25 protein-coding genes and 1 tRNA gene are annotated in these 24,533 nt (G+C 68.1%); 11 read left to right on the top strand and 15 right to left on the bottom strand.

Annotation, left to right across the window (positions count from 1 at the left end):
• Window positions 1–17 precede the first annotated feature (17 nt).
• The 3 genes from ACFDTH_RS10790 to pyrE are packed head-to-tail and all read right to left on the bottom strand — an operon-like array spanning window position 18 to window position 1,635.
• A complete protein-coding gene (locus ACFDTH_RS10790; RefSeq protein WP_375287527.1) occupies window positions 18–329 on the bottom strand; it encodes a hypothetical protein in 312 nt (103 codons plus the stop codon).
• Window positions 326–1,054 carry a pyridoxine 5'-phosphate synthase gene (locus ACFDTH_RS10785; protein WP_375287526.1) on the bottom strand — a complete coding sequence of 243 codons (729 nt, stop codon included), beginning with the start codon at window positions 1,052–1,054 and terminating at the stop codon, window positions 326–328. Before ACFDTH_RS10785 ends, ACFDTH_RS10790 begins: the two co-directional genes overlap by 4 nt.
• Window positions 1,051–1,635: an orotate phosphoribosyltransferase gene (gene pyrE / locus ACFDTH_RS10780; protein ID WP_375287525.1), complete on the bottom strand. Its 585-nt coding sequence runs from the start codon at window positions 1,633–1,635 to the stop codon at window positions 1,051–1,053. Before pyrE ends, ACFDTH_RS10785 begins: the two co-directional genes overlap by 4 nt.
• Before the next feature lie 196 nt (window positions 1,636–1,831).
• Between pyrE and coxB the strand changes: the two genes are divergently transcribed.
• The 5 genes from coxB to ACFDTH_RS10755 all read left to right on the top strand — a co-directional run bounded on the left by coxB (window position 1,832) and on the right by ACFDTH_RS10755 (window position 9,533).
• Complete coding sequence (gene coxB / locus ACFDTH_RS10775) at window positions 1,832–3,046, top strand: cytochrome c oxidase subunit II (RefSeq protein WP_375287524.1); 1,215 nt, start codon at window positions 1,832–1,834, stop codon at window positions 3,044–3,046.
• A gap of 1 nt (window position 3,047) precedes the next feature.
• Window positions 3,048–4,724: a cytochrome c oxidase subunit I gene (gene ctaD, locus ACFDTH_RS10770; RefSeq protein ID WP_375287523.1), complete on the top strand. Its 1,677-nt coding sequence runs from the start codon at window positions 3,048–3,050 to the stop codon at window positions 4,722–4,724.
• Between the two features lie 89 nt (window positions 4,725–4,813).
• Window positions 4,814–6,337: a histidine ammonia-lyase gene (gene hutH, locus ACFDTH_RS10765; protein ID WP_375287522.1), complete on the top strand. Its 1,524-nt coding sequence runs from the start codon at window positions 4,814–4,816 to the stop codon at window positions 6,335–6,337.
• Window positions 6,338–6,409: 72 nt separating this feature from the next.
• Entirely contained in the window at window positions 6,410–6,979 is a 570-nt protein-coding gene (locus tag ACFDTH_RS10760; protein WP_375287521.1) for a biliverdin-producing heme oxygenase, read from the top strand.
• On the top strand, window positions 6,972–9,533 hold the full coding sequence (locus tag ACFDTH_RS10755; protein WP_375287520.1) for an HWE histidine kinase domain-containing protein: 2,562 nt from the start codon (window positions 6,972–6,974) through the stop codon (window positions 9,531–9,533). The genes ACFDTH_RS10760 and ACFDTH_RS10755 overlap by 8 nt, the downstream gene beginning before the upstream one ends.
• On the opposite strand, the gene ACFDTH_RS10750 is transcribed toward ACFDTH_RS10755, so the two are convergent.
• The 4 genes from ACFDTH_RS10750 to ACFDTH_RS10735 form a co-directional block, all read right to left on the bottom strand.
• Window positions 9,519–10,109: a DUF2062 domain-containing protein gene (locus tag ACFDTH_RS10750; RefSeq protein ID WP_375287519.1), complete on the bottom strand. Its 591-nt coding sequence runs from the start codon at window positions 10,107–10,109 to the stop codon at window positions 9,519–9,521. The genes ACFDTH_RS10755 and ACFDTH_RS10750 overlap by 15 nt on opposite strands.
• Window positions 10,109–10,591 (bottom strand): SsrA-binding protein SmpB, encoded by a 483-nt coding sequence (gene smpB, locus ACFDTH_RS10745; RefSeq protein WP_375287518.1) that lies wholly within the window; start codon window positions 10,589–10,591, stop codon window positions 10,109–10,111. Before smpB ends, ACFDTH_RS10750 begins: the two co-directional genes overlap by 1 nt.
• A gap of 45 nt (window positions 10,592–10,636) precedes the next feature.
• Window positions 10,637–11,635, bottom strand: coding sequence for an SIS domain-containing protein (locus ACFDTH_RS10740; protein ID WP_375287517.1), 999 nt, complete (start codon window positions 11,633–11,635; stop codon window positions 10,637–10,639).
• Window positions 11,636–11,699: 64 nt separating this feature from the next.
• Window positions 11,700–11,775 (bottom strand) — tRNA-Ala (locus ACFDTH_RS10735).
• Window positions 11,776–11,958: 183 nt separating this feature from the next.
• On the opposite strand from ACFDTH_RS10735, the gene ACFDTH_RS10730 reads away from it, so the two are divergent.
• Together ACFDTH_RS10730 and ACFDTH_RS10725 are read left to right on the top strand one after the other, a co-directional pair.
• A complete protein-coding gene (locus tag ACFDTH_RS10730; RefSeq protein ID WP_375287516.1) occupies window positions 11,959–13,074 on the top strand; it encodes a DUF2171 domain-containing protein in 1,116 nt (371 codons plus the stop codon).
• A 234-nt stretch (window positions 13,075–13,308) separates the two neighbouring features.
• A complete protein-coding gene (locus ACFDTH_RS10725) occupies window positions 13,309–13,839 on the top strand; it encodes a hypothetical protein (RefSeq protein WP_375287515.1) in 531 nt (176 codons plus the stop codon).
• 147 nt (window positions 13,840–13,986) lie between these two features.
• On the opposite strand, the gene rpsD is transcribed toward ACFDTH_RS10725, so the two are convergent.
• Window positions 13,987–14,601 carry a 30S ribosomal protein S4 gene (gene rpsD / locus ACFDTH_RS10720; RefSeq protein WP_375287514.1) on the bottom strand — a complete coding sequence of 205 codons (615 nt, stop codon included), beginning with the start codon at window positions 14,599–14,601 and terminating at the stop codon, window positions 13,987–13,989.
• Window positions 14,602–14,779: 178 nt separating this feature from the next.
• Here rpsD and ACFDTH_RS10715 point away from each other — a divergent pair, with 178 nt between their 5' ends.
• From ACFDTH_RS10715 to ACFDTH_RS10705, 3 genes are all read left to right on the top strand, one after another.
• Window positions 14,780–15,091, top strand: coding sequence for a chorismate mutase (locus tag ACFDTH_RS10715; RefSeq protein WP_375287513.1), 312 nt, complete (start codon window positions 14,780–14,782; stop codon window positions 15,089–15,091).
• Window positions 15,092–15,136: 45 nt separating this feature from the next.
• A complete protein-coding gene (locus tag ACFDTH_RS10710) occupies window positions 15,137–17,608 on the top strand; it encodes a DegT/DnrJ/EryC1/StrS family aminotransferase (RefSeq protein WP_375287512.1) in 2,472 nt (823 codons plus the stop codon).
• Between the two features lie 109 nt (window positions 17,609–17,717).
• A complete protein-coding gene (locus ACFDTH_RS10705) occupies window positions 17,718–18,785 on the top strand; it encodes a glycosyltransferase family 2 protein (RefSeq protein ID WP_375287511.1) in 1,068 nt (355 codons plus the stop codon).
• On the opposite strand, the gene ACFDTH_RS10700 is transcribed toward ACFDTH_RS10705, so the two are convergent.
• On the bottom strand, window positions 18,767–19,477 hold the full coding sequence (locus ACFDTH_RS10700) for a murein L,D-transpeptidase catalytic domain family protein (protein ID WP_375287510.1): 711 nt from the start codon (window positions 19,475–19,477) through the stop codon (window positions 18,767–18,769). The genes ACFDTH_RS10705 and ACFDTH_RS10700 overlap by 19 nt on opposite strands.
• 216 nt (window positions 19,478–19,693) lie before the next feature.
• Here ACFDTH_RS10700 and ACFDTH_RS10695 point away from each other — a divergent pair, with 216 nt between their 5' ends.
• A complete protein-coding gene (locus tag ACFDTH_RS10695) occupies window positions 19,694–20,326 on the top strand; it encodes a L,D-transpeptidase family protein (protein WP_375287509.1) in 633 nt (210 codons plus the stop codon).
• Here the strand turns inward: ACFDTH_RS10695 and ACFDTH_RS10690 are convergent.
• From ACFDTH_RS10690 to ACFDTH_RS10665, 6 genes are read right to left on the bottom strand one after another with little or no spacing between them, the layout of a single operon-like run.
• Window positions 20,323–20,976 carry a glutathione S-transferase family protein gene (locus ACFDTH_RS10690; RefSeq protein WP_375287529.1) on the bottom strand — a complete coding sequence of 218 codons (654 nt, stop codon included), beginning with the start codon at window positions 20,974–20,976 and terminating at the stop codon, window positions 20,323–20,325. The two genes, ACFDTH_RS10695 and ACFDTH_RS10690, sit on opposite strands and share 4 nt — an antisense overlap.
• The gene (locus ACFDTH_RS10685) at window positions 20,976–21,641 is read right to left on the bottom strand and encodes a dihydrofolate reductase family protein (protein ID WP_375287508.1); all 666 of its coding nucleotides are present in this window, start codon (window positions 21,639–21,641) and stop codon (window positions 20,976–20,978) included. The genes ACFDTH_RS10690 and ACFDTH_RS10685 overlap by 1 nt, the downstream gene beginning before the upstream one ends.
• A complete protein-coding gene (locus ACFDTH_RS10680; protein WP_375287528.1) occupies window positions 21,634–22,116 on the bottom strand; it encodes a VOC family protein in 483 nt (160 codons plus the stop codon). The genes ACFDTH_RS10685 and ACFDTH_RS10680 overlap by 8 nt, the downstream gene beginning before the upstream one ends.
• A 5-nt stretch (window positions 22,117–22,121) precedes the next feature.
• Window positions 22,122–22,898 (bottom strand): VOC family protein, encoded by a 777-nt coding sequence (locus ACFDTH_RS10675; RefSeq protein ID WP_375287507.1) that lies wholly within the window; start codon window positions 22,896–22,898, stop codon window positions 22,122–22,124.
• A 12-nt stretch (window positions 22,899–22,910) separates the two neighbouring features.
• Window positions 22,911–23,627, bottom strand: coding sequence for a DUF1428 domain-containing protein (locus ACFDTH_RS10670; RefSeq protein ID WP_375287506.1), 717 nt, complete (start codon window positions 23,625–23,627; stop codon window positions 22,911–22,913).
• Window positions 23,624–24,325 carry a glutathione S-transferase family protein gene (locus tag ACFDTH_RS10665; protein WP_375287505.1) on the bottom strand — a complete coding sequence of 234 codons (702 nt, stop codon included), beginning with the start codon at window positions 24,323–24,325 and terminating at the stop codon, window positions 23,624–23,626. Before ACFDTH_RS10665 ends, ACFDTH_RS10670 begins: the two co-directional genes overlap by 4 nt.
• Window positions 24,326–24,533 lie beyond the last annotated feature (208 nt).

Below are 24,533 nucleotides of genomic sequence, written 5' to 3'. Positions count from 1 at the left end.
GGAGCCGAGGCCGATGATCATGACGCGCGAAACAAGAGCATGAGCCCAATCAATGCCCAAGGAACAAGCGGCACCAGAGTAGCCCCGATCAGATGACCAAAAGCCTGACGTGGCTCGAACGATCCGTGGCTGACACCTCGGACCAACAGGAAGCCGCAGATCACCGGGCTGACCACATAGAAGAGCCGGATCGCGACTGATATGGGCTCGTGAGGCCCTGCCACAGCGACCGCCATCAATGCATAAACGGTCGAAGCAGCGAGGGCGCATATGGCCAGCAGCACGAGTAATCGATAGCCAACAGAGACACGGCGCCCCACGATCTTCACCGCGACGCCTCCATCGCCTCGCGCATCCGCGCCACGCTGTCCTTCAGCCCGACAAAGATCGCCTCGCCGATCAGGAAATGCCCGATGTTGAGCTCCACCACCTGCGGAATCGCGGCGACGGGGACGACATTGTCATAGGTCAGGCCGTGTCCGGCATGCACCTCGATACCGTTCTTGGCGGCGAGCGCGGCGGCGTCGGACAGGCGGCGCAGCTCGGCGGCGCGGGCGTCGCCGTCCAGTTCGGCATAATGGCCGGTGTGCAGTTCCACCACCGGGGCGCCCAGCCGCACCGCCGCGTCGATCTGCGCAGAGGCAGGCTCGATGAAGAGGGATACGCGCACGCCTGCTTCGCCCAGCGCGGCGACAATCGGCGCGAGGCGCTCGAACTGCCCCGCCGCGTCGATGCCGCCCTCGGTGGTCCGCTCCTCACGCTTCTCGGGAACGATGCAGGCGGCATGCGGGCGGTGGCGCAGCGCGATCGCCAGCATCTCCTCGGTCGCTGCCATCTCCAGGTTGAGCGGTACCGGCAATGCGGACATCAGCCGGGTGATGTCGCCATCCGTGATGTGGCGGCGATCCTCGCGCAGGTGCGCGGTGATCCCGTCCGCCCCCGCCTGCACCGCCAGCATCGCCGCGCGCACCGGATCGGGCACCGCCCCACCCCGCGCATTGCGCACGGTGGCGACGTGATCGATATTGACCCCGAGGCGGAGCGGAAGGCTCATGCTGCCGCCCGGCTCCCCGGCTTGATTGGGGGGATCGCCTGGAGCTCGGGCGGCAGCGCGTCCGCCTCGTAGCTCGGCACGTCCAGCCGGATCAGCGGAAAGAAGGGTACGCCGATGTCGGCCGCTCCGTTGGAGCGGTCGACCAGCGCCGCGCCCGCGATCACCCGGCCGCCCGCCGCCTCGATCGCCTTGATCGCCTCGCGCGAGGAAAGCCCGGTGGTGACGACGTCCTCCACCATCAGCACATTCTGCCCCGGCTCCAGCCGGAAGCCGCGGCGCAGCTCGAAGGTGCCGGTGGGGCGCTCGACGAACATCGCCTCCACGCCCAGCGCGCGCGCCATCTCATGGCCCGCGATCACCCCGCCCATCGCCGGCGAGACCACCGCGGTGACCTGCTCGCGCAGCTCGGCCGGAATACGCGCCGCCAGCGCCTCGCACAGCCGGGCGCCGCGGCGCGGGTCCATCAGCACCCGCGCGCACTGGAGATAACGGGGGCTGCGCAGGCCCGAGGACAGGATGAAATGGCCTTCCAGCAGCGCATCGGCGGCGCGGAACTCGGCCAGAACCTCGTCTTCGGTCAAAGCAATCTCCCTGAGCTTGCCCGCAGATAGGCGCGCGCCCGCAGCCGGGCAAATTCCGCGCACCGTAAAAAAGGCGGTACGCGGCTTGAGGCGGCATGCCCGCTTGCCTATAGCCCGGCCCGATGGACGCAGTCTCTTGGCGCCGTGCCGAAGGACAACGCCCGCGGCCCGTCCTGGCAGGGGTAACGACAAGACGATGATCAGGGGTTTCAAGGGAGTGGTGCTGGCGGCAGGCCTGGCGATCGCCGGCTTCGGGTCCGCACAGGCGCAGAACACGGCCGCACCGGCCACGGCGGCGGCACCCGCCGGTCCGCAGGCAGCAGGCGATGGCGCGCCGACCTCCACCAACATCGCCCCCACCTCCGTTGCCGCGCCCGCGCCGGCCGCGCCCGGCTCGCCGCTGCTCGCCCAGGATGGCGCCCCGGCGCTCGACGCGCGCCAGAGCCTCGCCGGCACGCCGCGGATCGGCGCGCCGACCGACGGCATGATCCGCATCCAGCCGCAGGTGACCAAGAATGGCATCCGCGCGCATAAATTCCACGATCGCATCCTCTTCCCGCTGATCACGATTGTTTCGCTGTTCGTGCTGGCGCTGCTGGTGTGGGTGATCATCCGCTACCGCCGCGCCGCCAACCCAGTGCCCTCGCGTACCAGCCACAACACCGCGATCGAGGTGGTGTGGACGCTGGCGCCGGTGCTGATCCTGGTCGCCATCGCGGTGCCCTCGATCGGGCTGCTCTCCGCCCAGTTCAAGCCCGCCCCCGCGGGCGCGGTGACGCTGAAGGCGATCGGCAACCAATGGTATTGGAGCTACCAATATCCCGACCATGGCGGGATCGAGATCACCGCCAACATGCTCAAGGAGCGCGACCAGGTCGGTGCCGGCGAGCGTGCGCGCACCGATGCGGATGGGCCCCGGCTGCTCGCCACCGACAATCGCGTTGTGCTGCCGGTGGGCGTGCCGATCCGGCTGATCACCACCGCCAACGACGTGATTCACAGCTGGGCCATCCCTGCCTTCTGGATCAAGCTCGATGCGGTCCCCGGCCGGCTGAACGAGACCAGCTTCACCATCGACCGTCCGGGCCTTTACTACGGCCAGTGCTCCGAGCTGTGCGGCGCGCGCCACGCCTTCATGCCGATTGCGGTGGAAGCGGTGCCGCCGGCGCAGTTTGCCGCCTGGATCCGCGCCAAGGGCGGCACCATGCCGGGCACCACCCCCGCCGGCGCCGCCGCGCCGTCCGACGCGGTGATCCCGCAGCCGGGCGCCGACAATTCGGCTGCCGCGGCGGAAGAGGCGGAGGCCGGCAATGCCGCCACCAGCGCCACCGAGAACGTCACGGTCGCGCCGCCGACCTCGCCGCAGGGCGCCACCCGCAACCCGGCCGGCGCCGGCAACGTGGACCAGTAAGATGACCGACACCGCCCTTCACCCGTCCGCGTTCGTGGGCCATGACGCGCACGAGCATCATCACGATGCCGATCACAAGCCGTCCTTCTTCGCGCGTTGGTTCATGTCGACCAACCACAAGGACATCGGCACGCTCTACCTGATCTTCGCGATCTGCGCGGGGATCATCGGCGGCGGCATCTCGGGCCTGATGCGCGCCGAACTGGCGCATCCAGGCATCCAGTATCTGCCGACATGGCTCGAGTATCTCCACGGCCCGGGCACGTTCGACGAGGCGATGCACCTGTGGAACGTGCTGGTCACCGCCCACGGCCTGATCATGGTGTTCTTCATGGTCATGCCCGCGATGATCGGCGGGTTCGGCAACTGGTTCGTGCCGATCATGATCGGCGCGCCGGACATGGCCTTTCCGCGGATGAACAACATCAGCTTCTGGCTGCTGATCCCCGCCTTCACGCTGCTGCTCGCCTCGCCGTTCTTCGGCGGCGCCGGCACCGGCTGGACGGTCTATGCGCCGCTCTCCACCTATGGCGAGCCGGGCCCGTCCGTGGACATGGCGATCCTGTCGCTCCACCTCGCGGGCGCGTCGTCGATCCTGGGCGCGATCAACTTCATCACCACCATCTTCAACATGCGCGCGCCGGGCATGACGCTGCACAAGATGCCGCTGTTCGCCTGGGCGATGCTGGTCACCGCGTTCCTGCTGCTGCTGGCGCTGCCGGTGCTGGCGGCCGCGATCACCATGCTGCTGACCGACCGCAACTTCGGCACCACCTTCTACGATCCGGCGGGCGGCGGCGACCCGGTGCTGTACCAGCACCTGTTCTGGTTCTTCGGCCACCCCGAAGTGTACATCATGATCCTGCCGGGCTTCGGCATCATCAGCCACATCATCGCGACCTTCAGCCGCAAGCCGGTGTTCGGCTATCTCGGCATGGCCTATGCGATGGTGGCGATCGGCGTGATCGGCTTCATCGTGTGGGCGCACCACATGTTCACCACCGGCCTCAGCGTGAACGTGAAGATGTACTTCACCGCCGCGACCATGGTGATCGCGGTGCCGACCGGCATCAAGATCTTCTCGTGGATCGCGACGATGTGGGGCGGGTCGCTCAGCTTCAAGACGCCGATGACCTGGGCCTTGGGCTTCGTGTTCATGTTCACCGTTGGCGGCGTCACCGGCGTGGTCCTCGCCAACGGCGGCGTCGACGACTACATGCAGGACACCTATTACGTGGTGGCGCACTTCCACTACGTGCTGTCGCTGGGTGCGGTGTTCTCGCTGTTCGCCGGCTTCTATTACTGGTTCCCGAAGATGAGCGGGAAGATGTATTCGGAGCTGCTCGGCCAGCTGCACTTCTGGGTGTTCTTCCTGGGCGTGAACGTCATGTTCTTCCCGATGCACTTCCTGGGCCTGCAGGGCATGCCGCGCCGCTACCCGGATTATCCGGATGCGTATGAGCATTGGAACACGATCGCGACGATCGGCTACATGATCATGGCTGCCGGCATGGTGATCTTCTTCGTCAACCTCGTCTGGTCGCTGGTGGCCGGCCGCAAGGCGCCGGACAATCCCTGGGGCGAAGGCGCGACGACGCTCGAATGGACGCTGTCGAGCCCGCCGCCCTATCACCAGTTCGAGACGCTGCCGGTGATCGACTCGGGCGACCACCACTGATCGGCCAACACTGATCGGATCGGCGATCCGAACGGCATGAAGCGGGCGCGGGGATGATCTCCGCGCCCGTTTTCGTTACAGGCGCGACCATGATCACCCTGGTTCCCGGCACGACGCCGCTTGCCGACTGGCGCGCCATCTACTTCGGCGCGCCCCTCCGCCTCGATCCCGACAGCCTGGAGCGGGTTGCCGCCAGCGCCGACGCGGTTGCCCGCATCCTTGCGCGCGGCGAGCCGGTCTATGGGATCAACACCGGCTTCGGAAAGCTCGCCAGCGTTCGCATCGGCGACGAAGACCTCGCCACGCTCCAGCGCAACATCGTGCTCAGCCATGCCGCTGGGGTCGGCGCGCCCTCCCCCACCCCGGTCGTCCGGCTGATGATGGCGCTCAAGCTCGCCAGCCTCGCGCAGGGCGCCTCGGGCGTCCGGGTCGAGACGGTGGAACTGCTCGAAGCGATGCTCGCCCGCGGGCTGACGCCGGTGATCCCGTCGCAAGGCTCTGTCGGCGCCAGCGGCGACCTAGCCCCGCTCGCTCACATGGCCGCCGTGATGATCGGCGTCGGCGAGATCGAGGTGGAGAGCACCACCCAGCCCGCGACCGAAGCGCTCACCCGCGCCGGGCTCACGCCGCTCACCCTGGGCCCCAAGGAAGGCCTTGCCCTCCTCAACGGCACGCAATTCTCCACCGCCAACGCGCTCGCCGGGCTGTTCCACACCGAGCGCGCGTTCCGCGCGGCGCTGATCACCGGCGCGCTCTCCACCGAGGCGGCCAAGGGCACCGACGCGCCGTTCGATCCACGCATCCACGCGCTGCGCCGCCACCGCGGCCAGATCGAGGTCGGCACCGCGCTGCGCGACCTGATGGCCGGCTCGGCGATCCGCGCCAGCCACCGCGAGGACGACCCGCGCGTACAGGACCCCTATTGCCTGCGCTGCCAGCCGCAGGTGATGGGCGCCTGCCTCGATCTCCTCCGCTACGCCGCGGTGACACTGGCGACCGAGGCGGACGGGGTCACCGACAATCCGCTGATCTTCGCGGATACGGACGAGGCGCTGTCCGGCGGCAACTTTCATGCCGAGCCGGTCGCGCTGGCGGCGGACGCGATCGCCCTCGCCATCTGCGAGATCGGCTCGATCGCGGAGCGGCGGATTGCGATGTTGGTCGATCCCGCGCTCTCCGCCCTGCCCGCCTTCCTCACCCCGCGGCCGGGCCTTAACTCCGGCTTCATGATCCCACAGGTCACCGCCGCGGCGCTGGTCAGCGAGAACAAACAGCGCGCCTATCCCGCGTCGGTCGATTCGATCCCCACCTCCGCCAATCAGGAGGACCATGTGTCCATGGCCGCGCATGGTGCTGCGCGATTGCTGCCGATGGCCGCGAACCTGGCAAACGTCCTTGGCATCGAGGCGCTTGCCGCCGCGCAAGGCTGCGACTTTCACGCGCCGCTCCGCTCCAGCGACGCGCTGGAGGCGGTGCGCGCCACGATCCGCACGGCAGTGCCGGCGCTGGACGAGGATCGCCACTTTGCGCCGGAGATCAACACAGCCGCATCGCTGGTCGCGGACGGCGTGCTGGTACCCGCCGGCGCTTCGTTGCCCACGCTCTGCGATTGATCTAGGTCAGTGTTCTGCAAGGGTTCGACGCCTTGCACGGATTGTCTCCGCGCCTTAACGTTCCCTTGATCGATGGCCAGCGCCTCGCCTGTCTCCACGCCCCGGACGCGCTTTTCCGCCCGCGCTGCGCTCCGCGAGGCGACCGCGGATGCGCATGCCCGTGTCGATACGGCGTTCGGCGGGTTCGGCCTAGACGATGCCACGACCTACCGTCGCTTCCTTCAGGCCCAGGCCGCGGCCTTTCTTCCGACGGAAGCGGCGCTCGATGGAGCGCAAGCCGATCGCGTGATCGCCGATTGGCCGCAGCGCCGGCGAGGTGCCCTGCTCGAAGCCGATCTCGCAACCCTAGGCGCTTCCGCCCACCCACTTCCACAGCCCGTCCTTTCCACCGCTGCGACGATCTGCGGCGCGGTCTATGTGCTGGAGGGCTCCCGTCTGGGCGGCGCGATGCTCGTCCGCAGCGTCGCCGCCGACCTCCCCACGGCTTTTCTCCGGGCTCCGGCCGAGCCCGGCGCTTGGCGCGGGCTGTTGGATCGACTGGATACAGTGCTGCCGGACGAGGCGACGCGAGCCGAGGCCACGCAGACCGCCCTGATCATCTTCGATCTGTTCGCCCGCGCTGCAGAGGCTACCCGTGGCTGACGGCCCCGATCGCGTCGACCTGACCAACTGCGACCGCGAGCCGATCCACTTGCTCGGCGCGATCCAGCCGGTCGGCGTGCTGCTCGCCTTGTCGCGCGACTGGGTGGTCGAGCGGGCATCCGCCAATCTCGATAAAATGCTGGGCATCCCTTCCGACCAGGCGATCGGAGCGCCCGTGGCCGACATTCTCGACGGCGACGCGGTGCATGGCCTCCGCAATCGCCTCGCCATCCTGTTCGGCGAGGATGGCGTCGAGCGTATCTTCGGCTGTACGCTGCGGCAAGGGCTGCCGCCGTTCGACATCGCCCTCCACCTCTCCGGCGAGCAGATCATCGTCGAGGCGCAACCCGCCCGCGGCCAGACGACCGACGCGACCAACATGGTCCGCTCGATGATGGCGCGGCTGGACCAGGCGGACGGCTTCACCCGCTTTTTCTCGGAGGGCGCACGGCTCGTCCGGGCGCTCACCGGCTATGACCGGGTGATGGTTTACCGTTTCGCCGAGGATGGCGCGGGCGAGGTGGTGGCGGAGTCGGTCCGCTCGGGAATCGGCACCTTCAAGGGCCTGCACTATCCCGCCAGCGACATCCCCAAGCAGGCGCGCGCACTCTACAAGCGCAATCTGCTGCGCGTGATCGCTGATGTCCATGCCGAGCCGGTGCCGATCCTGCCGGTGACCGACCACGCGCGTCAGCCGCTCGACCTGTCGCTGTCGACACTGCGGTCGGTGTCGCCGATCCATATAGAGTATCTCAAGAACATGGGGGTCGGCGCCTCCATGTCGATCTCGATCATCGTCGATGACAAGCTCTGGGGCCTGTTCGCCTGCCACCACTATTCGCCGCACCTGCCCAGCTTCGAGCAGCGTTCGGTGTGCGAACTGTTCGCACAACTCTTCTCGATGCGGCTCGAAAGCCGCGAGCGGAAGGAGACGGTGGAATTCGAGCGGCGCGCCCGCGACATCGCCGACGAACTTCTGGGCGCGGTTGCCTCGGACGAGCGGCTGCTCAACGATCCGGGCTGGCTCGGCTCGATCCTGACCCAGGCAATTCCGGCGGACGGCGTGGCGGTGTGGATCGACGGCACCGCCGCCTTCTGGGGGCAGACACCCAAGCCGCAGGACTTCCGTCGCATCGTCAGTGCGCTTGGGAAGCTGACCGACGGTAAGGTGGTCTCGACCGATCATCTCGCCTCGCTCGTTCCCGGCGGAGAGAGCTTCGCACTCGACGCCGCGGGCATGCTCGCCATCCCGATTTCGCGCGGCGGGCGGGATTTCGTGGTATTGTTCCGGCAGGAGCTGATCCGCTCGGTGCGCTGGGGCGGCGATCCGCACAAGCCGGTGGAATATGGGCCGAACGGCCCGCGCCTCACGCCGCGCGAAAGCTTCGCTGAGTGGAAGGAACTGGTGCAGGGCCGCGCCAAGCCCTTCACCTCGTCCGAGCTGCGCGTCGCCGAGACACTGCGCGCGACGCTGATCGAGGTGGTGCTGCGCATGGCGGATGCCGCCGCCACCCAGCGGCGGCAGGCAGCCGAACGGCAGGAACTGCTGATCGCCGAGCTCAACCACCGGGTCCGCAACATCCTGGGCGTGATCCGCGGGCTGATCCGCCAGTCGAAGCCGCATGACGACAGCATCGACAGCTTCGTGGAATTGGTCGACGGTCGCATCCATGCGCTGGCGCGCGCGCACAACCAGATCACCGACGACCATTGGGGCCCCGCCCCAATCCAGGCGCTGGTCGATGCCGAGGCCGCGGCCTTCCTCGCCGACCGTCCCGACCGGATCGTCACCAGCGGCAGCTATGTCCTACTCAATCCGCAGGCCTATTCGACCATGGCGCTGGTGATCCACGAGCTGGTCACCAACTCCGCCAAGTACGGCAGCCTCTCGGACTCGGGTACTGTCACGATTGATTGGCGCCGCGTCGATGGTGACGATCTCGCCATTGAATGGCGCGAACGCGGTGGTCCCCCGGTCAAGCCGCCGACCCGGCGCGGCTTTGGCACGACGATCATCGAGCGCTCGGTACCCTATGACCTGGGCGGCGAAGCGACCGTCGACTATCGCCCGGATGGCGTGATCGCGCGGTTCCGCATCCCCGCTCGGCACGTGGGCGAGGCGACGCACGGGCGCCAGATCGTCGCCCGCCCACCGCATCCACCGCGTGGCCAGCCGCAGGCCGCGCCAAAGCAGATCCTGAACGGCTGTTGCGCGCTGCTGGTCGAGGACAGCCTGATCATCGCGCTCGATGCGGAGGATCACCTGCACCGGCTCGGCGCGGACGGCGTGGTCACCGCTTCCACGGTGGCGGCCGGGCTGGACGCGTGCACCGCTGCCGCGCCCCACGTCGCTATCCTCGACATCAACCTGGGCGACCGGACCAGCTACCCGATTGCGGATCGACTGGCGGCGCTCGGGATCCCGTTCCTGTTCGCTTCGGGCTATGGCGAGCAGGCGCAGCTCCCCGAGGCGCATGCAGGCCGGACTGTCGTGCAGAAACCTTACACGGTCGAGAACCTGGCCCGTGCACTGGAGCCGCTACTCAAGGAGTGACGTTCCATCCGCGTCAGACGCGGCCTTGTTGCGAAGCCGGCCGCGCCATTTGTGCGCGATCCACCAGCGCCAGCCGAATACTGCCAGGCCATAGCCAGCGACAGCGGTCACCGCAGTCAGGATCAACAGCCCGACCGCAAGCGCGGGTGCGGCATCCGACATCAGCCACTGCATCCAGCCCGAGGTCGCGGCATCACGGATCGGCTGGCCAGGCACCGACGCATCGAGATGGAGCACCCAACGTCCGATATAATAGCCGGCCGCCCAGATCAGCGGCGTGGTGAGCGGATTGGTGATGAACGTGGTCAGCGCCGCCACGGGCACGTTGGCGCGGACCGGCAGCGCCAGCAACGCCGCGATCGGCGTCTGCGCCACCGGGGCGAGAAAGCCGACCACCACGCCCAGCGCCACACCGCGCGGCACCGACCGGCGCGTGAACCGCCACAGCTCTGGCGCGAGCACGCGGTGGGCAACCGGGCGGAGCAGCCGGTTCCCTTCCATCGATTCGCGCGTCGGCAGGTTGCGGCGGCACCACGCGGCAGCGCGTTGCCAGATCGTGGGCCTGCGGGTCGCCATCAGCGATGATCGCGCAGCAGGCGCCCGGCCTCGCGCTTCCACTCGCGTTCCTTGATGTGTTCGCGTTTGTCGTGGGCCTTGCGGCCTTTGGCGAGCGCAAGTTCCACTTTCGCCCGGCCTTTCGAGTTAAAATAGACGGTCAACGGGACAAGCGTCATCCCCTCGCGTGCCACCGCGCCGTGGAGCTTGTTGATCTCCCGGCCGTGCAGCAGCAGCTTGCGAGGCCGCTTGGGCTCATGGTTGAAACGGTTGCCATGGCTGAACTCGGGTATGTTGGAGTTGACCAGCCACACCTCCTCGCCCGTCACCTCGGCATAGCTCTCGGCGATCGAGCCCTCGCCGAACCGCAGCGCCTTCACCTCGGTGCCGGTGAGCGCGATCCCGGCCTCATAGGTGGTCTCTATCGCATAATCGAAACGCGCACGGCGGTTCTCGGCAACGATCTTCTTCTTGTCGAAGGTGGCGGGCTTGGGTCGCGGCATGGAACGGGCGGATGTAGGCGTAGCCGGGGCCGGATGAAAGCCGCGTTACGCGGTTCCCGCCTCCAGCACGTCGTGCATGTGCAGCGCCCCAATGAGCCGGTCACGTTCGACGACGAACAGCATCAGGATGCTCTGTCCCTGCATGCGCGCGAGCGCTTCGCTGGCGAAGGCGCGCGGCTCGATCGCGGAGGGCTGCGCAGTCATCCAGCGCGACACCGGATCGCGCATGTTCGCGCCCGCACCGATCGTCCGCCGGAGGTCGCCATCGGTGAAGGCGCCGATCAGCCGTCCGTCGGCGTCAACCACGGCAGTGCCGCCATACCGGGTCCGGGTCATCTCCACGGTCGCGTCGATCAGCGTCGAACCCGCCGCCACCATGGGCACCTTGTCTCCGGTGGCCATCAGGTCCGCTACCTTGAGGAGTTGGGCGCCAAGCAGCCCGCTGGGATGGAAGCGGTGGAAATCCTCCTGGCTGAATCCGCGCCGCGCCATCACGGCCACCGCCAGCGCGTCGCCGAAGACAAGCTGCACCGTTGTCGAGGTGGTAGGCGACAGCGTCACCGGACACGCCTCGCGTACCCGCGGCAGCTGGATCAACAGGTCGGCGAAGCGGGCCGCCGTCGCCTTCGCGCTCGAAGCCACCACCGCCAGCGGGATGGCGAAGCGGCGGCAATAGGTAACGACGGGTGCGAGTTCCTCCACGCTGCCCGTGCGGCTGACGATGAGCACGACGTCCCCAGGTTCGATCAGCCCGACATCGCCCAGCCCCGCATCGGCGGGATGGAGGTACATCGCCTGGGTTCCGGTGGCGATGAACGTCGCCGCGATCTTGCGCGCCACGATGCCGCTCTTGCCCAGGCCGGTGACGATGATCCGGCCGGTGCAGCCATGGACGCGATCGACCAGATCCTCGAACGTCGTCTCGAATGACGGGTCGTTGAACCGGGCCGCCAGCGCTTCCAGCGCCTCGGCCGCCAGGCCCACGGTCCGCCGCCCCCTGCGAACCAGCTTGCGCTTCAGGAACGGATCATTCGGCGCGAGCATCACCGGCTCATCGCCGACTTTCGCAGCTGCGGCAAGACCTTCGATTCACCGGAAAAAACGCGGGTGGTGGAGCCGAGGGGAATCGAACCCCTGACCTCTGCAGTGCGATTGCAGCGCTCTCCCATCTGAGCTACGGCCCCGCCCACGCGACCGGCGCTACGCCGGAGAGGGACGCCCTTAGCGTCGGTCTCCTCCCGGCGCAACCATGCGGTTCATCGTTTTGTGAAGCCGTCCGATCGCTCCGCGCGACGCAGCGCCTGCGACCGGCTCGCAACAAACGGAACCATTCCCCGCTCCGACCCTTGTTAGCACGGGAATGCGCGATGCCACTGCAGCACCGCGCAACCGAAGCAGTGCAGGAGATGATGATGGTCTACGATCGCAACCGCGAGCAGCGCGACTATTACGGTCGCCAGGACCCGCAGGATTACGGCCGCGACTATGGCTCGGGCCGCGACTACAGTTATTCGAGCGCGCGCGACTATGCCGCTACCGGCGAATACGGCCGCGACAACGATCGCTACCGCGACGATGACCGCACCCGCGACTGGGGCGGCGACAACGCCCGCTATGGCCAACGTGAGTATGGCAACGCCGGCTATGCCCGCAACTACAGCGAGTCGAGCCGCGGCTATGGCCGGTCGGGTTATGGCACCGAGTGGAACGACCGCGATGACTCGCGCCAGGGTTATGGTCGCGAGAGCTACGGCCGTCAGGGTTATGGCAGCCAGGACTACGGACGCCAGGGCTCGGGCCGCTCCGACTTTGGCCGCCAGTCGTACGACCGTGGTTATGGCCAGAATCGCTTCCAGCAGCGCAGCGGTGCCGATTATGGTCGCCAGCCGCAGGGCTATGATTATGACGAGCGCGGCTTCTTCAGCCGCGCGGGCGACGAGGTCCGCTCCTGGTTTGGCGACGAGGATGCCGAGCGTCGCCGCGAGATGGACGCCCGCTACGACGAGCGCGCCTACGGCGATCGCGATAACGACTATTACAGCTGGCGCCGAGGCCAGATCGACGCGCTCGATCGGGACTATGACGAATATCGCCGCGAGCACCGCTCGAAGTTCGAGAACGAGTTCTCGACCTGGCGGACCGGCCGTCAGGGCCAGCGCGACCTGCTGAACAAGGTCGACGAGCACATGGAGGTCGTCGGCTCTGACGGCACCCATGTCGGCACCGTCGACAAAGTTCGCGGCGACCGCATCCTCTTGACCAAGAACGACGCGGATGCCGGCGGGCGCCACCATTCGATCCCGTCGAGCTGGCTCAAGTCGGTCGACACCAAGGTGCACCTGTCCAAATCGGCCGAGGACGCGAAGAAGCACTGGCGTGACGAGGAGCGCAACCAGGCGATGTTCGGCGACCGCGAGGAAACCGGCAGCGGCCGCGATGCGCAGGGCCGCATCCTTAACCGCAGCTTCTCCGGCACGTACTGACCGGATCCCACCTAGCGGTGGGGGCAAGGGCCCGGGGCTATCCGCCCCGGGCCCTTCTTGTTTGTTGCGCGCATGCGCACCTGCCTGTCGCGGTGACTGTCCTTTGGACGCTTCACCGAGACGCTTGACTCATAACTCTACATATATCGTAATAAGGAGGTCCCAGCCGGAGCTGGGGCGACCGGACGTGCCGGTGCGAGATGTTCGGTCAGGTTTCCTATCGGGAGGCTTCGAATGGTTCACGCTTGGCCTTTGTCAAAAGCGCTGTGTCTTGCCGCCATCGCGGCCGTGCCGTTGATCGGCGGCCAGGCAGCGGTACAGCCGCCGGAAACGGCCGCTCCCGCTGGCATCACGGCATCCCCGTTCATCGGCGCCTGGGAGCTTGATGTCACCAGGATGCCCGATACCTACGGCCCGCCGCCAAAGAAGGTGGTCTACACGTTCAGCGATGCCGGCGCCGGCCAGTGGCAGGCGACGATCGACATCACCGCGCCTGACGGCGGCGTGCGCCATGTGGCGCTGCGATACCAGCTCGACGGGCGGGCGGCGGAAAGCTCGGGTGACACGTATGAAGGGCATCAGGCCGCGCTCCACGCACCGGCGCCGAACGTGCTGGTCATGGGCATTGCTCGCGACAAGCGGCCCGCGTCGGTACGGACCTATGTCATTTCCCCCAACGGCCAGAACATGACGGAGGCCGCCGCGGACGTGGACGCGTCGGGCACACCCTTTGTTCGCCTGTTCCACTACAAGCGTGTACGATAGCATCCCGCGAAATGCGGTCATGTGCCGTGCATCCGAAAAGGGCGGCCCATGAGGACCGCCCTTCGTGATTCCAGAGGTCTGTCGCGGCGGAGCCGCTCCGCCTGCCGGCCGCTGATCGTTCGCGTTCCAGCTGCGCTGGAACGTCGATCAGCGGCTGTAGAACTCGACCACCAGGTTCGGTTCCATCTTCACCGGATAGGGCACCTCGTCCAGCGTCGGCACGCGGATGAAGGTGATCTTGGCGGCACCATCGGGCGCGACATAGTCGGGCACTTCGCGCTCGGCGAGGTTCTGCGCCTCCAGCACCAGCGCCATTTCCTGCGCCTTCTTGCCCAAAGTGATCTCGTCGCCGACGTAGCAGCGGCGCGAGGCGATGTTGCACTTCACGCCATTGACGCGGACGTGGCCGTGGCTGACCAACTGGCGCGCGGCGAAGATGGTGGGCGCGAACTTGGCGCGATAGACGATCATGTCGAGGCGCTGTTCGAGCAGGCCGATCAGGTTCTGCGAGGTATCGCCCTTCATCCGGGCGGCCTCCTGATAGCATTGCTTGAACTGCTTCTCGGTGACGTCGCCGTAATAGCCCTTCAGCTTCTGCTTCGCGCGCAGCTGGAGGCCGAAGTCCGACATCTTGCCCTTGCGGCGCTGGCCGTGCTGGCCGGGGCCGTATTCACGCTTGTTGACCGGGCTCTTCGGGCGACCCCAGATGTTCTCGCCCATCCGGCGGTCGAGCTTATGCTTGGCGCTAGCGCGCTTCGACATCTGTATTCCTTTGCAATAGCGACAACGGTGTTCCCGGTCTCCGCGCCGTCCGGGCGAAGCCGGCCGGGCCGCCTGCTTCACCGGGGTGCAGGGGCGATTGCGAAGCGGTGGCCGTTAGCGGTGGCGGCGAGCCCAGTCAAGCTGGACGGATCATCACGCATGTCCCAAGGCGCGGTTCATGACTGTGAAGCCAGGACCCGATTGCACCAATATGGCCGAGGTGCGCGCCGGCGTCGACGCGCTCGACCGCGAGCTGGTCGCGCTGTTGCGCCGCCGGTTCGACTACATGGACGCCGCGGCGCGGATCAAGCCGGAGCGTAGCGCGGTGCGCGACGAGCGGCGCAAGGCCGAGGTGATCGCCAATGCCCGCGCCGCCGCCGAGGCCGCCGGCCTGCCGGGCGCCGCGATCGCCGAGCTATGGGACCGTCTGGTCGAGGCGTCGATCGCCTATGAGCTGCAGGCGTTCGACGCGCGCGTAACCGCTTCTTAGCGCCTCCTGCCGCATGGCGCCCGGACTCGACCGTCCGGAGATGCCATGCCCCGCCTTCCCCTGATCGCGCCCCAGCCGCCGCGCCTCAGCGAACTGGGCGATGCGCTGCGCCGGGTGGAGGCGTCGGGCCTGTTCTCCAACAACGGCCCCGAGGCGCGCGCGTTCGAGGCGGAGGCGACCGAGCAGCTGTTCGACGGCAAAGGGGCCTGCCTGGCAGTGGCCAATGCCACCCTGGGGCTGATGCTGGCGATCCGCGACGCGGTGGGCGAGCCGGAAGGCCGTTATGCGCTGATGCCGGCGATGACCTTCGCCGCCACCGCCGAGGCCGCTTATTGGGCCGGGCTTACCCCGCTGGTGTGCGATATCGACCCCGGCGACTGGTCAGCCAGCGCCGCCGAGGAGGAGCGCCTGCTCGCCGCTTATGGCGACCGGATCGCGGTGGTGATCCCTTATGCCACCTTCGGCTATGGCATTGATCTCGATCGCTACGCGCGGCTGGCCGAGCGCCACGGCCTCGCGGTGGTTATCGACGCCGCCGCCTCGCTAGGGACCACCGATGCGGAGGGCGGTGGCTTCGGCGCCGGCGCGCCCTTTCCCGTCGTCTTCTCAATGCACGCCACCAAGCCCTTTGCCACCGCCGAGGGCGGGCTGGTGCATTGCGGTGACGCGGCGACGATCGAGCGGCTTCGCGCGATGGCGAACTTCGGGTTCGAGCGGCCGCGCACCGCCACGCTGCCGGGCCTCAACGCCAAGCTGCCCGAGGTGCTGGCGGTGATGGCGCGCGCCAAGCTGGCCGAGTTCGCCGAGGTGACCCGGCGACGCACGGCGGTGGCGGAGGCGTACCGCGGCGCGATCGCGGGACGCTACGGGCTCCAGCCGGCGCCGGTCGGCAGGCAGGCGATGGGCTTTCAGCCGGTCGTGCTCCCGCCCGAACTGGCCCCTCACCGCGACGCGATCGGCGCGGCACTGGATGCGCAAGGGGTTGGCAACGGCCGCTATTTTAGCCCGCACCTTGGCCAGCAGCCGTGGATCCGCCAGGTCTCGCTGGTCGAACCGACGCCGGTGACCGACCGGATCGGTGATGCTTTGGTCACGTTGCCGCTCACCGACGCGATGACGCCCGAGGATGCGCGCGACGCGGTCGCCGCGCTCGATCGGGCGTGCGAGGCGGTGCGGAGCCGTCCCCTGCCCGCGGAGCCCCGCGCGATCGACCATGTGCTGATCGTCGGCGGCGGCCCCGCCGGCACCGCGATGCTCACCGCTGCGTCGAAGCACGGCCGCCTCGCCGATCTCGCTCGCGCCGGGCTGACGATCGTCGAGCGTGACACCGTAGTCGGCAATGGGCGGCTCGGCCGCTACGCGATCACCAGCGATTCTACCGCGCACACCTTCCTCACCGCGGTCGCGGACAACCCGCATCCCGAGATCGCGGCGCTCGCCAACCACCCCGCCGCACGCGGCGTGGCCCGCTACAAGGACGCGCTGGGCGTGCCCCTGGTCGAGGCGGGGCCGCTGCTGCGCGTCACCGGCGAGCGGCTGGCCGGCATCGTCTCGGACAATGGCGGCCGGGTGCTGACCGGGCACGAGGTGCTGTGGGCACGCCAGGCGGACGGGCTGTGGCAGGTCCGCCTGCGCTGCCTCGCCGACAACAGCGAGCGCACCCGGCTCGCGCGCAACCTGGTGATCGCGACGGGCGGGCACCAGCCGCTCGATCGGCTCGCCGCGCAGCAGGTGGCGGGCGCGCCATTGGTGGCGCAGGCGGGCGACCGGCTGATCCAGTCCGACGAGGTGCTGGCGGTCGGCGGGTTCGAGAAGGTGGCGGACCTGCTCTCGGGTCGGCGCGCGCCGCGCATCGTGGTGGTCGGCGGATCGACCAGCGCGCTGACCACGGTGGCGCTGCTGCTCAAGGGCCGCCCTGCCCTGCCGCTCGGCGCGGGCGCGATCACCCTGCTGCACCGTCGGCCGATCCGTCCCTTCTACCCCTCGGTCGATGCCGCGCATGCGGAGGGTTTCACCGACTTCTCGGACGATGACATCTGCCCGGTCTCGGGCTTCGTCTATCGCCTCGCCGGCTTCCGGCTGGAGGCGCGCGATCTGGTGCTGCGCATGCTGGGCGTCGACGGCCGCGTGCCCGACCCGCGCGTCACCATGCACCGGATCAAGGGCGAGGATGCAGAAGCGCGGCATGCGATCGCGCGCGCCGACCTGGTGATCGCCGCGCTCGGCTATCGCCCGCGCGCGCTGCCGCTGGAGCGTGCCGATGGCGCGCCGCTGGTGCTGGCGGCGCATGATGGCCGGCCGATGGTGGACCGCCACTGCCGCGTCACCGACGCCGAGGGCCAGCCGGTCCTCGGCCTGTACGGCATCGGCCTCGCTGCGGGCTTCGTGCCCTGGGGCCGGCTGGGCGGCGAGGCGAGCTTCTCGGGCCAGGCGAACGGCCTTTGGCTGTGGCAGAACGACGTCGGCATGATGATCGTCGACCAATTGCTCGGCGCCGAGGCACGGGCGGCGGCGTGAACGAACTCGCGCCAAGCCTATCCCCTCCGTTTGGCCTGAGCGAAGTCGAAGGCTACGCGGCGCGCGGGGGCTTGTGCTTCGACTTCGCTCAGCACGAACGGGTAATGCGATGACCGACCCTACGGTCAGCGTGATCGTCGCAGCCTACAACGGCGCGACGATGATCGAGGAGACGCTGGCGAGCCTCCAAGCGCAGACCTTCGCCGATTTCGAGATCGTCGTGGTGGACGATCGCTCGACCGACGACACGCTGGACGTGCTCGCCCGCTGGCCCGACCCGCGCCTCCGGGTGATCGCACTGGAAGAGAACGGCGGGCCGGTGCGCGCGCGCAACCGCGCGGTGGCGGAGGCGTGCGGGCGCTACATCGCGGCAAGCGACCAGGACGACCTGAGCCTCCCCGATCGGCTGGCGCGGCAGGTGGCGTACCTCGACGCGCATCCCGGCACCGCATTGGTCGGCACCGGCGTCGCCTGGCTGGTCGATGGCGTCGCGACGCCGTCCCCTTATTCGATCCACACCACGCCCGCGCTGGTCCACTGGCTGCTCCACATCGAGAACCCGCTCGCCTGGTCGTCAGTGATGGTGCGCGGCGACGTGGCGCGGCAGCTGGAGCCGTTCACCCGACCCGAAATTCTCTACGCCGAGGACTTCGACCTCTACCATCGCCTGCGCGCACACGGCGCGGTGGCGCGGCTGGACGAGGAGCTGCTGCTCTACCGTGTCCACGCCGGCGGCGCCTCGCAGCGCTATACCGACACGATGACCGGCAATGCCGCACAGGTGCTGGCAGGCGCTTTGACCCCTTTGATCGGCGCGGATGCCGACGCGACCGCGCCGCTGTTCGTGGAGCATCTGATGCGCCGCCAGCCGGTGCCGGAGCGCGCCACGCTGATGACGCTGGGTGAGCGGCTGGCGCAGGTGCAGCGCGCCTATCTGGCGGTGACGCCGCTGTCGCGCGACGACCACAAGCTCATCCGCTGGGAGACCGCAAGACGCTGGGCGCGGGTGGTGCGTGCCGGGCTGCGCGCGGGCACGATCTCGCTGGGCGACGCGGTGGCCGCCCGCGCGGATCACCTCGGGCTCGGCCATGCCGGGCTCGACGAACTGTTATGGTCCCGCGTGATCGGCGCCGCGCGCGCGGCGCGACGCCGGCGTTCTCAGACCTTCGCGGCGTAGATCATCCGGCCGGGGCCCATCCGGTCGAACAGGTCGGCCAACTCACGCTCGCCCACGGCGAAACAGCCCTGGCTGCGGCCGAGCATGCCACGCGAGCGGGCCATCTGCGGATTGGCATACCAGGCGCCATGAACCACGATCGCGCGATCAAGCGCGTTGTTGTTGGTGGGATCGAGCCCGATCAGCCGCTGCGAGCGGCCATGCTTGCCGACGTAATAGTCCGAGGTGAGGAACGCGCCCTCGCACGATGCCTCGGAGCCGTTGATGTTGGAGAAGCGCTGGAGCCAGCCGGTGTGCGCGGGATCGGAGCCCTTGCCGTGCGCCACCAGGAACGACTTTGACCGGCCATCGCCCAGGTTGACGAGGTGCATGCGCGGCTCGCCCGAGGCGGCGTTGAAGTCGACGATCGCCATGCGGTCGCGCATCAGCCCTCGCCCCGAATGGCGGTCCAGCGCGGCCATCGCGCAGCGCATCAGGTCCGGCCGGACGACGCGCGGCGAGGTGATCGGGCGCGCGGCGACGCCAGGACGCACCGGACGCGGCGCCTCAGGCGTCGCCATCGGCGACGGCTGCTGCACGATCCGCTTCACCTTGGCCGAGACCATCTCCGGCACCACCAGCGCGCCCATGAGGAACCCGCCCGTCTTGAGCAACGCACGGCGCGTCTGCACCGGCTCGCGCTTGTCCTGCATCGATTCGTAATCCCCGTGACCCGCTACGCAGCCAGATATAGCGCCAAGTTCACTAATTTTCTCGAACGATTGCCGCGAGTTGCGTGCGTTCTGCCCTGCTCGCCGCAGCTGACGCACGATTCACCGATGTCACACCATGGCACCAAAATGGCCGAAGTGCGTTTTATCGCTTGACAGGGCCGGAAAGTGGTTCCGGCCCGGTTCAGGGATAGTGCCATGCGTAATCTGCTCGCTCGCCTGGCGATCGCGGGGTCGATCGCCGCTGCCTCCGTTGCCGCCTCGCCCGCCTTCGCCGACGAGGCCGGCGGCGCAGGGGCGGCTTCCGCCATCTCGCTCGCCCAGGCCGCGGCGACGCTGACGCCGGGCAAGTACCTTTGGGAAGACGATGCGGCGCTGGGGCCGGTCAGCATCCTGATCAGCCTGCCCGACCAGCGCGCTTACGTCTATCGCGGCCAGACCTTGGTTGCGGTTTCGGCGGTCTCGACCGGCAAGGAGGGGAAGGAGACGCCGGTGGGCGTGTTCAACATCCTCCAGAAGAAGGTGATGAACCGTTCCAACCTGTATGACGGCGCCCCCATGCCGTTCATGCAGCGGCTGACCTGGGACGGCATCGCGATCCACGCCGGCAGGAACCCGGGTTTTCCCGCCTCGCACGGCTGCATCCGCGTGCCGACCGAATTCGCCAAGAAGCTCTATGCCGCGACCGAGATGGGCGCGACCGTGGAGGTGACCGATATCGCCTATGTCGAGGGCGTGCCCGCCCCGATGAGTGACGCCGAGGCAACCGCGCGCGCCAATCGCGCGACGGACGACACCGAGACGCTGAGCGGCTTCCTGGCGAGCCGCTAGTCGCGGTCGGGCGCGCCGAGCGGGAAATAGCCGCGGTAAGGCCGCCCGCCCTCCACGGCGCGCGCCACCGACGGGCGGGCGAGCAGGCGGGCGCGATAAGCGGAGACCGCCGGAAAACGCCCGTTAATCGGGTGCGCCCAATCGGCGTAGAACAACGCCGGCGCCGCGGCGCAGTCGGCCAGCGTGAATGTGTCACCCGCGGCCCATTCGCCCTGTTCGGCACGCGCGTCGAGCCAGGCGTAGATCGCGTCCAGCGCCTCGCGGGCCCGCTCTACCCCATAGGCATCGCGTTGATCGATCGGACGCAACGCGTCCGATACGATCTGCTGCATCGGCGCCATGACGTGGCTGTCGAAGACGCGGTCGAGCATCCGCACCTCCACCGCAGCGAGCGGATCAGGGGGGATCAGGCGCGGCGCTTCGGCAAAACGCGCTTCCAGATATTCGATGATCGCGCTCGTCTCGAACACGACGCGCTCGCCGTCCTCCAGCAACGGAAACTTGCCGAGCGGCCAGCGGCGGCGCAATTCGGCGTCATTATTCGGATAGGCCGGATCGACGTTGCGATAGGCGTAGCTCAGGTTCTTCTCATCCAGGGCGATCTGCGCCTTCCACGAATAGGACGAGAAGGGGTGGCCAAAGAGCTGCATCACCAGCGGCCTTCCGCCATTCGGCGCCGACGCTCCTGTTCGAGCGCGCTCGCGGGTGCAATGGCGAAGTCGCCGGTTGGCACCGCGCCGCCCGGCTCATAGGTCGCAATCACGGTACCGCCCGGCGTCACGCGCTGGTCCAGGAGCCGCAGCATGCCCGCCGGCGTGCCCTCGCCAAACAGCCGCTTGCCGCGCCCGAGCACGATCGGGAAGGTCAGCAGCGTCAGACGGTCCAGCAGGCCGGTGGCGAGCAGCGCGGGATAAAGCGTGCTTGATCCCTGGATCACCAGATCGGGGCCCTCGCCGTGCTTGAGCTCGGCCACCGCGTCCATGTCGGCCAGCCGATGGCTGTTCGCCCAGTCGGACGAGAGATCGTTGCGGCTGAGCACATATTTGTTCGCGGCGGTGAACGCCTCGCCCATCGGCGCATCCTCGCCGTTGGCAAAGGGCCAGTGCGCCGCAAAGATGTCATAGGTGCGCCGGCCGAGCAGCAGGTCGTAAGGTCCGGCGAACACCGCGTCGATCGCTTCGCCCACCGCCTCGTCGAACACGCCCGCGACCCAGCCGCCATAAGCGAAACCGCCAGTGGGGTCCTCGCTGGGACCGCCGGGCGCCTGCATCACCCCGTCCAGCGACAGGAACATGCTGCCCCTGATCCTACGCATGCGTCTCGCCCTTTCGTGCCCGTTCGATCGCGGCGATGTCGATCTTGCGCATGGTCATCATCGCTTCCATCGCGCGTTTGGCGGCGTCGCGATCGGGATCGGTGGTCGCTTCCATCAGCGCGCGCGGCGTGATCTGCCAGGAGAAGCCCCACCGGTCCTTGCACCATCCGCACGCGCTCTCGGCCCCGCCATTGCCGACGATCGCGTTCCAATACCGATCCGTCTCCTCCTGGGTTTCGGTGAAGACCATGAAGCTGACCGCCTCGTTGGGCTTGAACATCGGCCCGCCGTTCAGGCCGACGAACGGCCGGCCGAGCACGGTGAATTCCACCATCAGCTCGCCGCCGGCCGCCATCGACGGATTGTCGACCGGAGCGGTGGTGGTCGGCCCGACGTGGCTGTCCGGGAAGACGCTGGCGTAGAATTCGGCGGCCCGGCGTGCCTCACCCTGATCGTACCAGAGGCAGGTCGTCATCTTGTTCACTGCGTCTCTCCCGGCCCGACCACCCCGACGGGCGTGCCCGCCGGATCGATGCCGAAGATGATCCGGTCGCCGCCCGGCACCTCCATCGGCTCCATGAACAGGGTGCCGCCATTCGCGCGGAACCGCTCCGCCGCGGCCTCGATGTCGGGCACCCGAAAGTAGAACTGCCAGCCCGCCGGCATGTCGCCGGCATGGTTCATGGTCGCCCCGATCGTCTCGCCGCCGGCTTCCACGAAGACATAGTCGCCCATGCCGGGCATCGGCATGCTGTCCGGATATTTCCAGCCGAACACCCGTGCGTAGAACGCGTTGCCAGCCTCCTGGTCGGCCGTGACCAGCTCGTTCCAGTTGCACTTGCCCATGCCGGTACGTTCGAACGCGGTGCTGGTCTCGTCGCTGAAGCCGCGCATGATGTAGAAGACATTGCCCTGCGAATCGGCGCAGAACGCCATGCGGCCGACGCCTTCGAGGTCGAAGGGTGCGAGGTGGACGGTGCCGCCCGCCCCGGCGATCTCCGCCGCAGTCGCATCGACATCATCCACGCCGAAATAGACCTTCCAGCCCGGCGCCATGCAATCGGGTGTCATGCCGGGGACAAGCCTGGCGAGCCCGCCGACCTGGCCGTCGCCGGTGTCGATCATGCGGTAGTCCATCGGGCCCTCGGGCTTCGGCCCGACCGTCCAGCCGATCACGGGCTCGTAGAATGCCTTGGCCGCCTCGATTTCGGTGGCCTGGAGTTCGTACCAGATCGGGGTGCCATGCGGATTGGTCATGTCCGTCCCTCCTCAGCCATCGTTGACGATGCAAAAGCCGCCGTAGATCATCCGCTTTCCATCGAAAGGCGCGGACTCCATCGCGGACCCGAGGCGCTCGTCCGCCATGATCTTCGCGCTGCCGGCGTCGCGCGTCGCCTTGTCGGGCCATTCGCACCAGGAGAAGACGATCTCCTCACCCTCCTCGGCATGCGCAGCCCGGTAGAAGTCGGTCACCTCGCCCTTCGGCACGTCCGCTGCCCAGCATTCGACGTAGCGGGACACGCCATGTTCGCGGAAGATCGCCGAGGCTTTGGTCGCCATGTCGAGATAGGCCTGTCGGTTTCCCGCAGGCACCGGCACGATGAAGCCATCGACATAAGCGTCCTTCACCGGCGTGCCGTCGTCGATCAGCGCCTCGAAGCCGCCGAAGATCATGCGCTTGCCGTCGAACGGCATGTCGCCCATCTCCGCCATGCGCGGGTCACTCATCATCTTCTGGTAGAAGGCGTCGCCGGCGGCCTTGTCGGCGAACTCCATCCAGCCGAAGCCGACCGTCTCGCCCTCCTTCAACGCCACCGCGCCGGCGAAGTCGTTGACCTTGCCTGCGGGCACGTCGTCGCCCCAAGCATCCACCACGCGCCCGCTGCCGAGATCACGGAAGATCGCGGAGGCGCGGCGGGAGTGATCGGCGAAAGCATCCTTCTTGTCGTTCGGCACGGGCGTGACGAAACCCTGGACATAGGTCATGCGGTTTCTCCTTGCGCTTGCTTGTGCTTTTCCGCCCATTCCTTGAACCGGGCGGGCGGCTCGCCGGTGAACCCGGCTATCTGCGCGGCCAGCGCGCGCCGGAAGGCAGGCCGAGCGGTGCCGCGCGCGACGTAGGCGATCAGGTTGGGATAAGGATCGAGCAAAGCATCGCCCTCAAGGATGCGCACCACCGCGACCATCAGCAGGTCGCCGGCGGTGAACTCCCCATCCAGCCAGTCGCGATCGCCCAGCCGGCGGGAAAGCTCGCCCAGTCGCTCGTCGATCCGCGCATTGACGGAGGGGAGGCGCGCCTTCGACCAGGGCTCGCCCGCCTCAAAGATGGTGGCGATGGCGTGATCCATGATCGGCGGCTCGACCGAGTTGAGCGCGGCGAACATCCATTCCACCGCGCGCGACCGGCCGTCGCGCTCCGGCGGCAGCAGTCCTTTGAAGCGTTCGGCGATGTGGAAGACGATCGCGCCCGATTCGAACAGGACAAGGTCGCCCTCCTCATAGGTCGGCACCTGGCCGAACGGCTGGAGTGCGCGATGCTCGGGCCCCTTATGTGCGCCCTGCGCCAGATAGCGCACGTCATACGACTGTCCCACCTCCTCAAGTGCCCATCGCACGCGCAGGTCGCGCACCTGCCCCTGCGCAAAGGGCGGCACCCAGTCAAAAGCGGTGATCACGGGTTTCATGTCCCTCTCCTCACGCAATCGGATGAAAGGCCAGGATCGCGAGCACGCCGCCCACAAACCCGACGAGCCCCGCGCCGATCGCGGGATAGCGCCGCATCGTTACGCCTCCGCGGCCTCGGGCTGGCCCATCGTCTGCTCGGCGGCGGCCATGTCCATGAACATCGTCTCGAAGGTGTGACCCTCCAGATCCTCGAACGCGCGGCTGTAC

It is taken from the genome of Sphingomonas sp. (assembly GCF_042096255.1).
Classification (GTDB): Bacteria; Pseudomonadota; Alphaproteobacteria; order Sphingomonadales; family Sphingomonadaceae; genus Sphingomonas.
This window is presented reverse-complemented; position numbering and strand designations above follow the sequence as displayed.

What these genes read in the sequence shown, in the direction of transcription:
- ACFDTH_RS10750 (WP_375287519.1), bottom strand. Translation starts at nt 10,109, where the DNA reads ATGGCGACCCGCAGGCCCACGATCTGGCAACGCGCTGCCGCGTGGTGC.
- coxB (WP_375287524.1), top strand. Translation starts at nt 1,832, where the DNA reads ATGATCAGGGGTTTCAAGGGAGTGGTGCTGGCGGCAGGCCTGGCGATC.
- rpsD (WP_375287514.1), bottom strand. Translation starts at nt 14,601, where the DNA reads ATGTCGAAGCGCGCTAGCGCCAAGCATAAGCTCGACCGCCGGATGGGC.
- ctaD (WP_375287523.1), top strand. Translation starts at nt 3,048, where the DNA reads ATGACCGACACCGCCCTTCACCCGTCCGCGTTCGTGGGCCATGACGCG.
- smpB (WP_375287518.1), bottom strand. Translation starts at nt 10,591, where the DNA reads ATGCCGCGACCCAAGCCCGCCACCTTCGACAAGAAGAAGATCGTTGCC.
- ACFDTH_RS10740 (WP_375287517.1), bottom strand. Translation starts at nt 11,635, where the DNA reads ATGCTCGCGCCGAATGATCCGTTCCTGAAGCGCAAGCTGGTTCGCAGG.
- ACFDTH_RS10690 (WP_375287529.1), bottom strand. Translation starts at nt 20,976, where the DNA reads ATGCAGCTCTTTGGCCACCCCTTCTCGTCCTATTCGTGGAAGGCGCAG.
- ACFDTH_RS10715 (WP_375287513.1), top strand. Translation starts at nt 14,780, where the DNA reads ATGACTGTGAAGCCAGGACCCGATTGCACCAATATGGCCGAGGTGCGC.
- ACFDTH_RS10665 (WP_375287505.1), bottom strand. Translation starts at nt 24,325, where the DNA reads ATGAAACCCGTGATCACCGCTTTTGACTGGGTGCCGCCCTTTGCGCAG.
- ACFDTH_RS10675 (WP_375287507.1), bottom strand. Translation starts at nt 22,898, where the DNA reads ATGACCAATCCGCATGGCACCCCGATCTGGTACGAACTCCAGGCCACC.
- ACFDTH_RS10785 (WP_375287526.1), bottom strand. Translation starts at nt 1,054, where the DNA reads ATGAGCCTTCCGCTCCGCCTCGGGGTCAATATCGATCACGTCGCCACC.
- ACFDTH_RS10685 (WP_375287508.1), bottom strand. Translation starts at nt 21,641, where the DNA reads ATGCGTAGGATCAGGGGCAGCATGTTCCTGTCGCTGGACGGGGTGATG.
- ACFDTH_RS10680 (WP_375287528.1), bottom strand. Translation starts at nt 22,116, where the DNA reads ATGACGACCTGCCTCTGGTACGATCAGGGTGAGGCACGCCGGGCCGCC.
- ACFDTH_RS10725 (WP_375287515.1), top strand. Translation starts at nt 13,309, where the DNA reads ATGGTTCACGCTTGGCCTTTGTCAAAAGCGCTGTGTCTTGCCGCCATC.
- hutH (WP_375287522.1), top strand. Translation starts at nt 4,814, where the DNA reads ATGATCACCCTGGTTCCCGGCACGACGCCGCTTGCCGACTGGCGCGCC.
- ACFDTH_RS10705 (WP_375287511.1), top strand. Translation starts at nt 17,718, where the DNA reads ATGACCGACCCTACGGTCAGCGTGATCGTCGCAGCCTACAACGGCGCG.
- ACFDTH_RS10760 (WP_375287521.1), top strand. Translation starts at nt 6,410, where the DNA reads ATGGCCAGCGCCTCGCCTGTCTCCACGCCCCGGACGCGCTTTTCCGCC.
- ACFDTH_RS10670 (WP_375287506.1), bottom strand. Translation starts at nt 23,627, where the DNA reads ATGACCTATGTCCAGGGTTTCGTCACGCCCGTGCCGAACGACAAGAAG.
- ACFDTH_RS10730 (WP_375287516.1), top strand. Translation starts at nt 11,959, where the DNA reads ATGCCACTGCAGCACCGCGCAACCGAAGCAGTGCAGGAGATGATGATG.
- ACFDTH_RS10695 (WP_375287509.1), top strand. Translation starts at nt 19,694, where the DNA reads ATGCGTAATCTGCTCGCTCGCCTGGCGATCGCGGGGTCGATCGCCGCT.
- ACFDTH_RS10700 (WP_375287510.1), bottom strand. Translation starts at nt 19,477, where the DNA reads ATGCAGGACAAGCGCGAGCCGGTGCAGACGCGCCGTGCGTTGCTCAAG.
- ACFDTH_RS10710 (WP_375287512.1), top strand. Translation starts at nt 15,137, where the DNA reads ATGCCCCGCCTTCCCCTGATCGCGCCCCAGCCGCCGCGCCTCAGCGAA.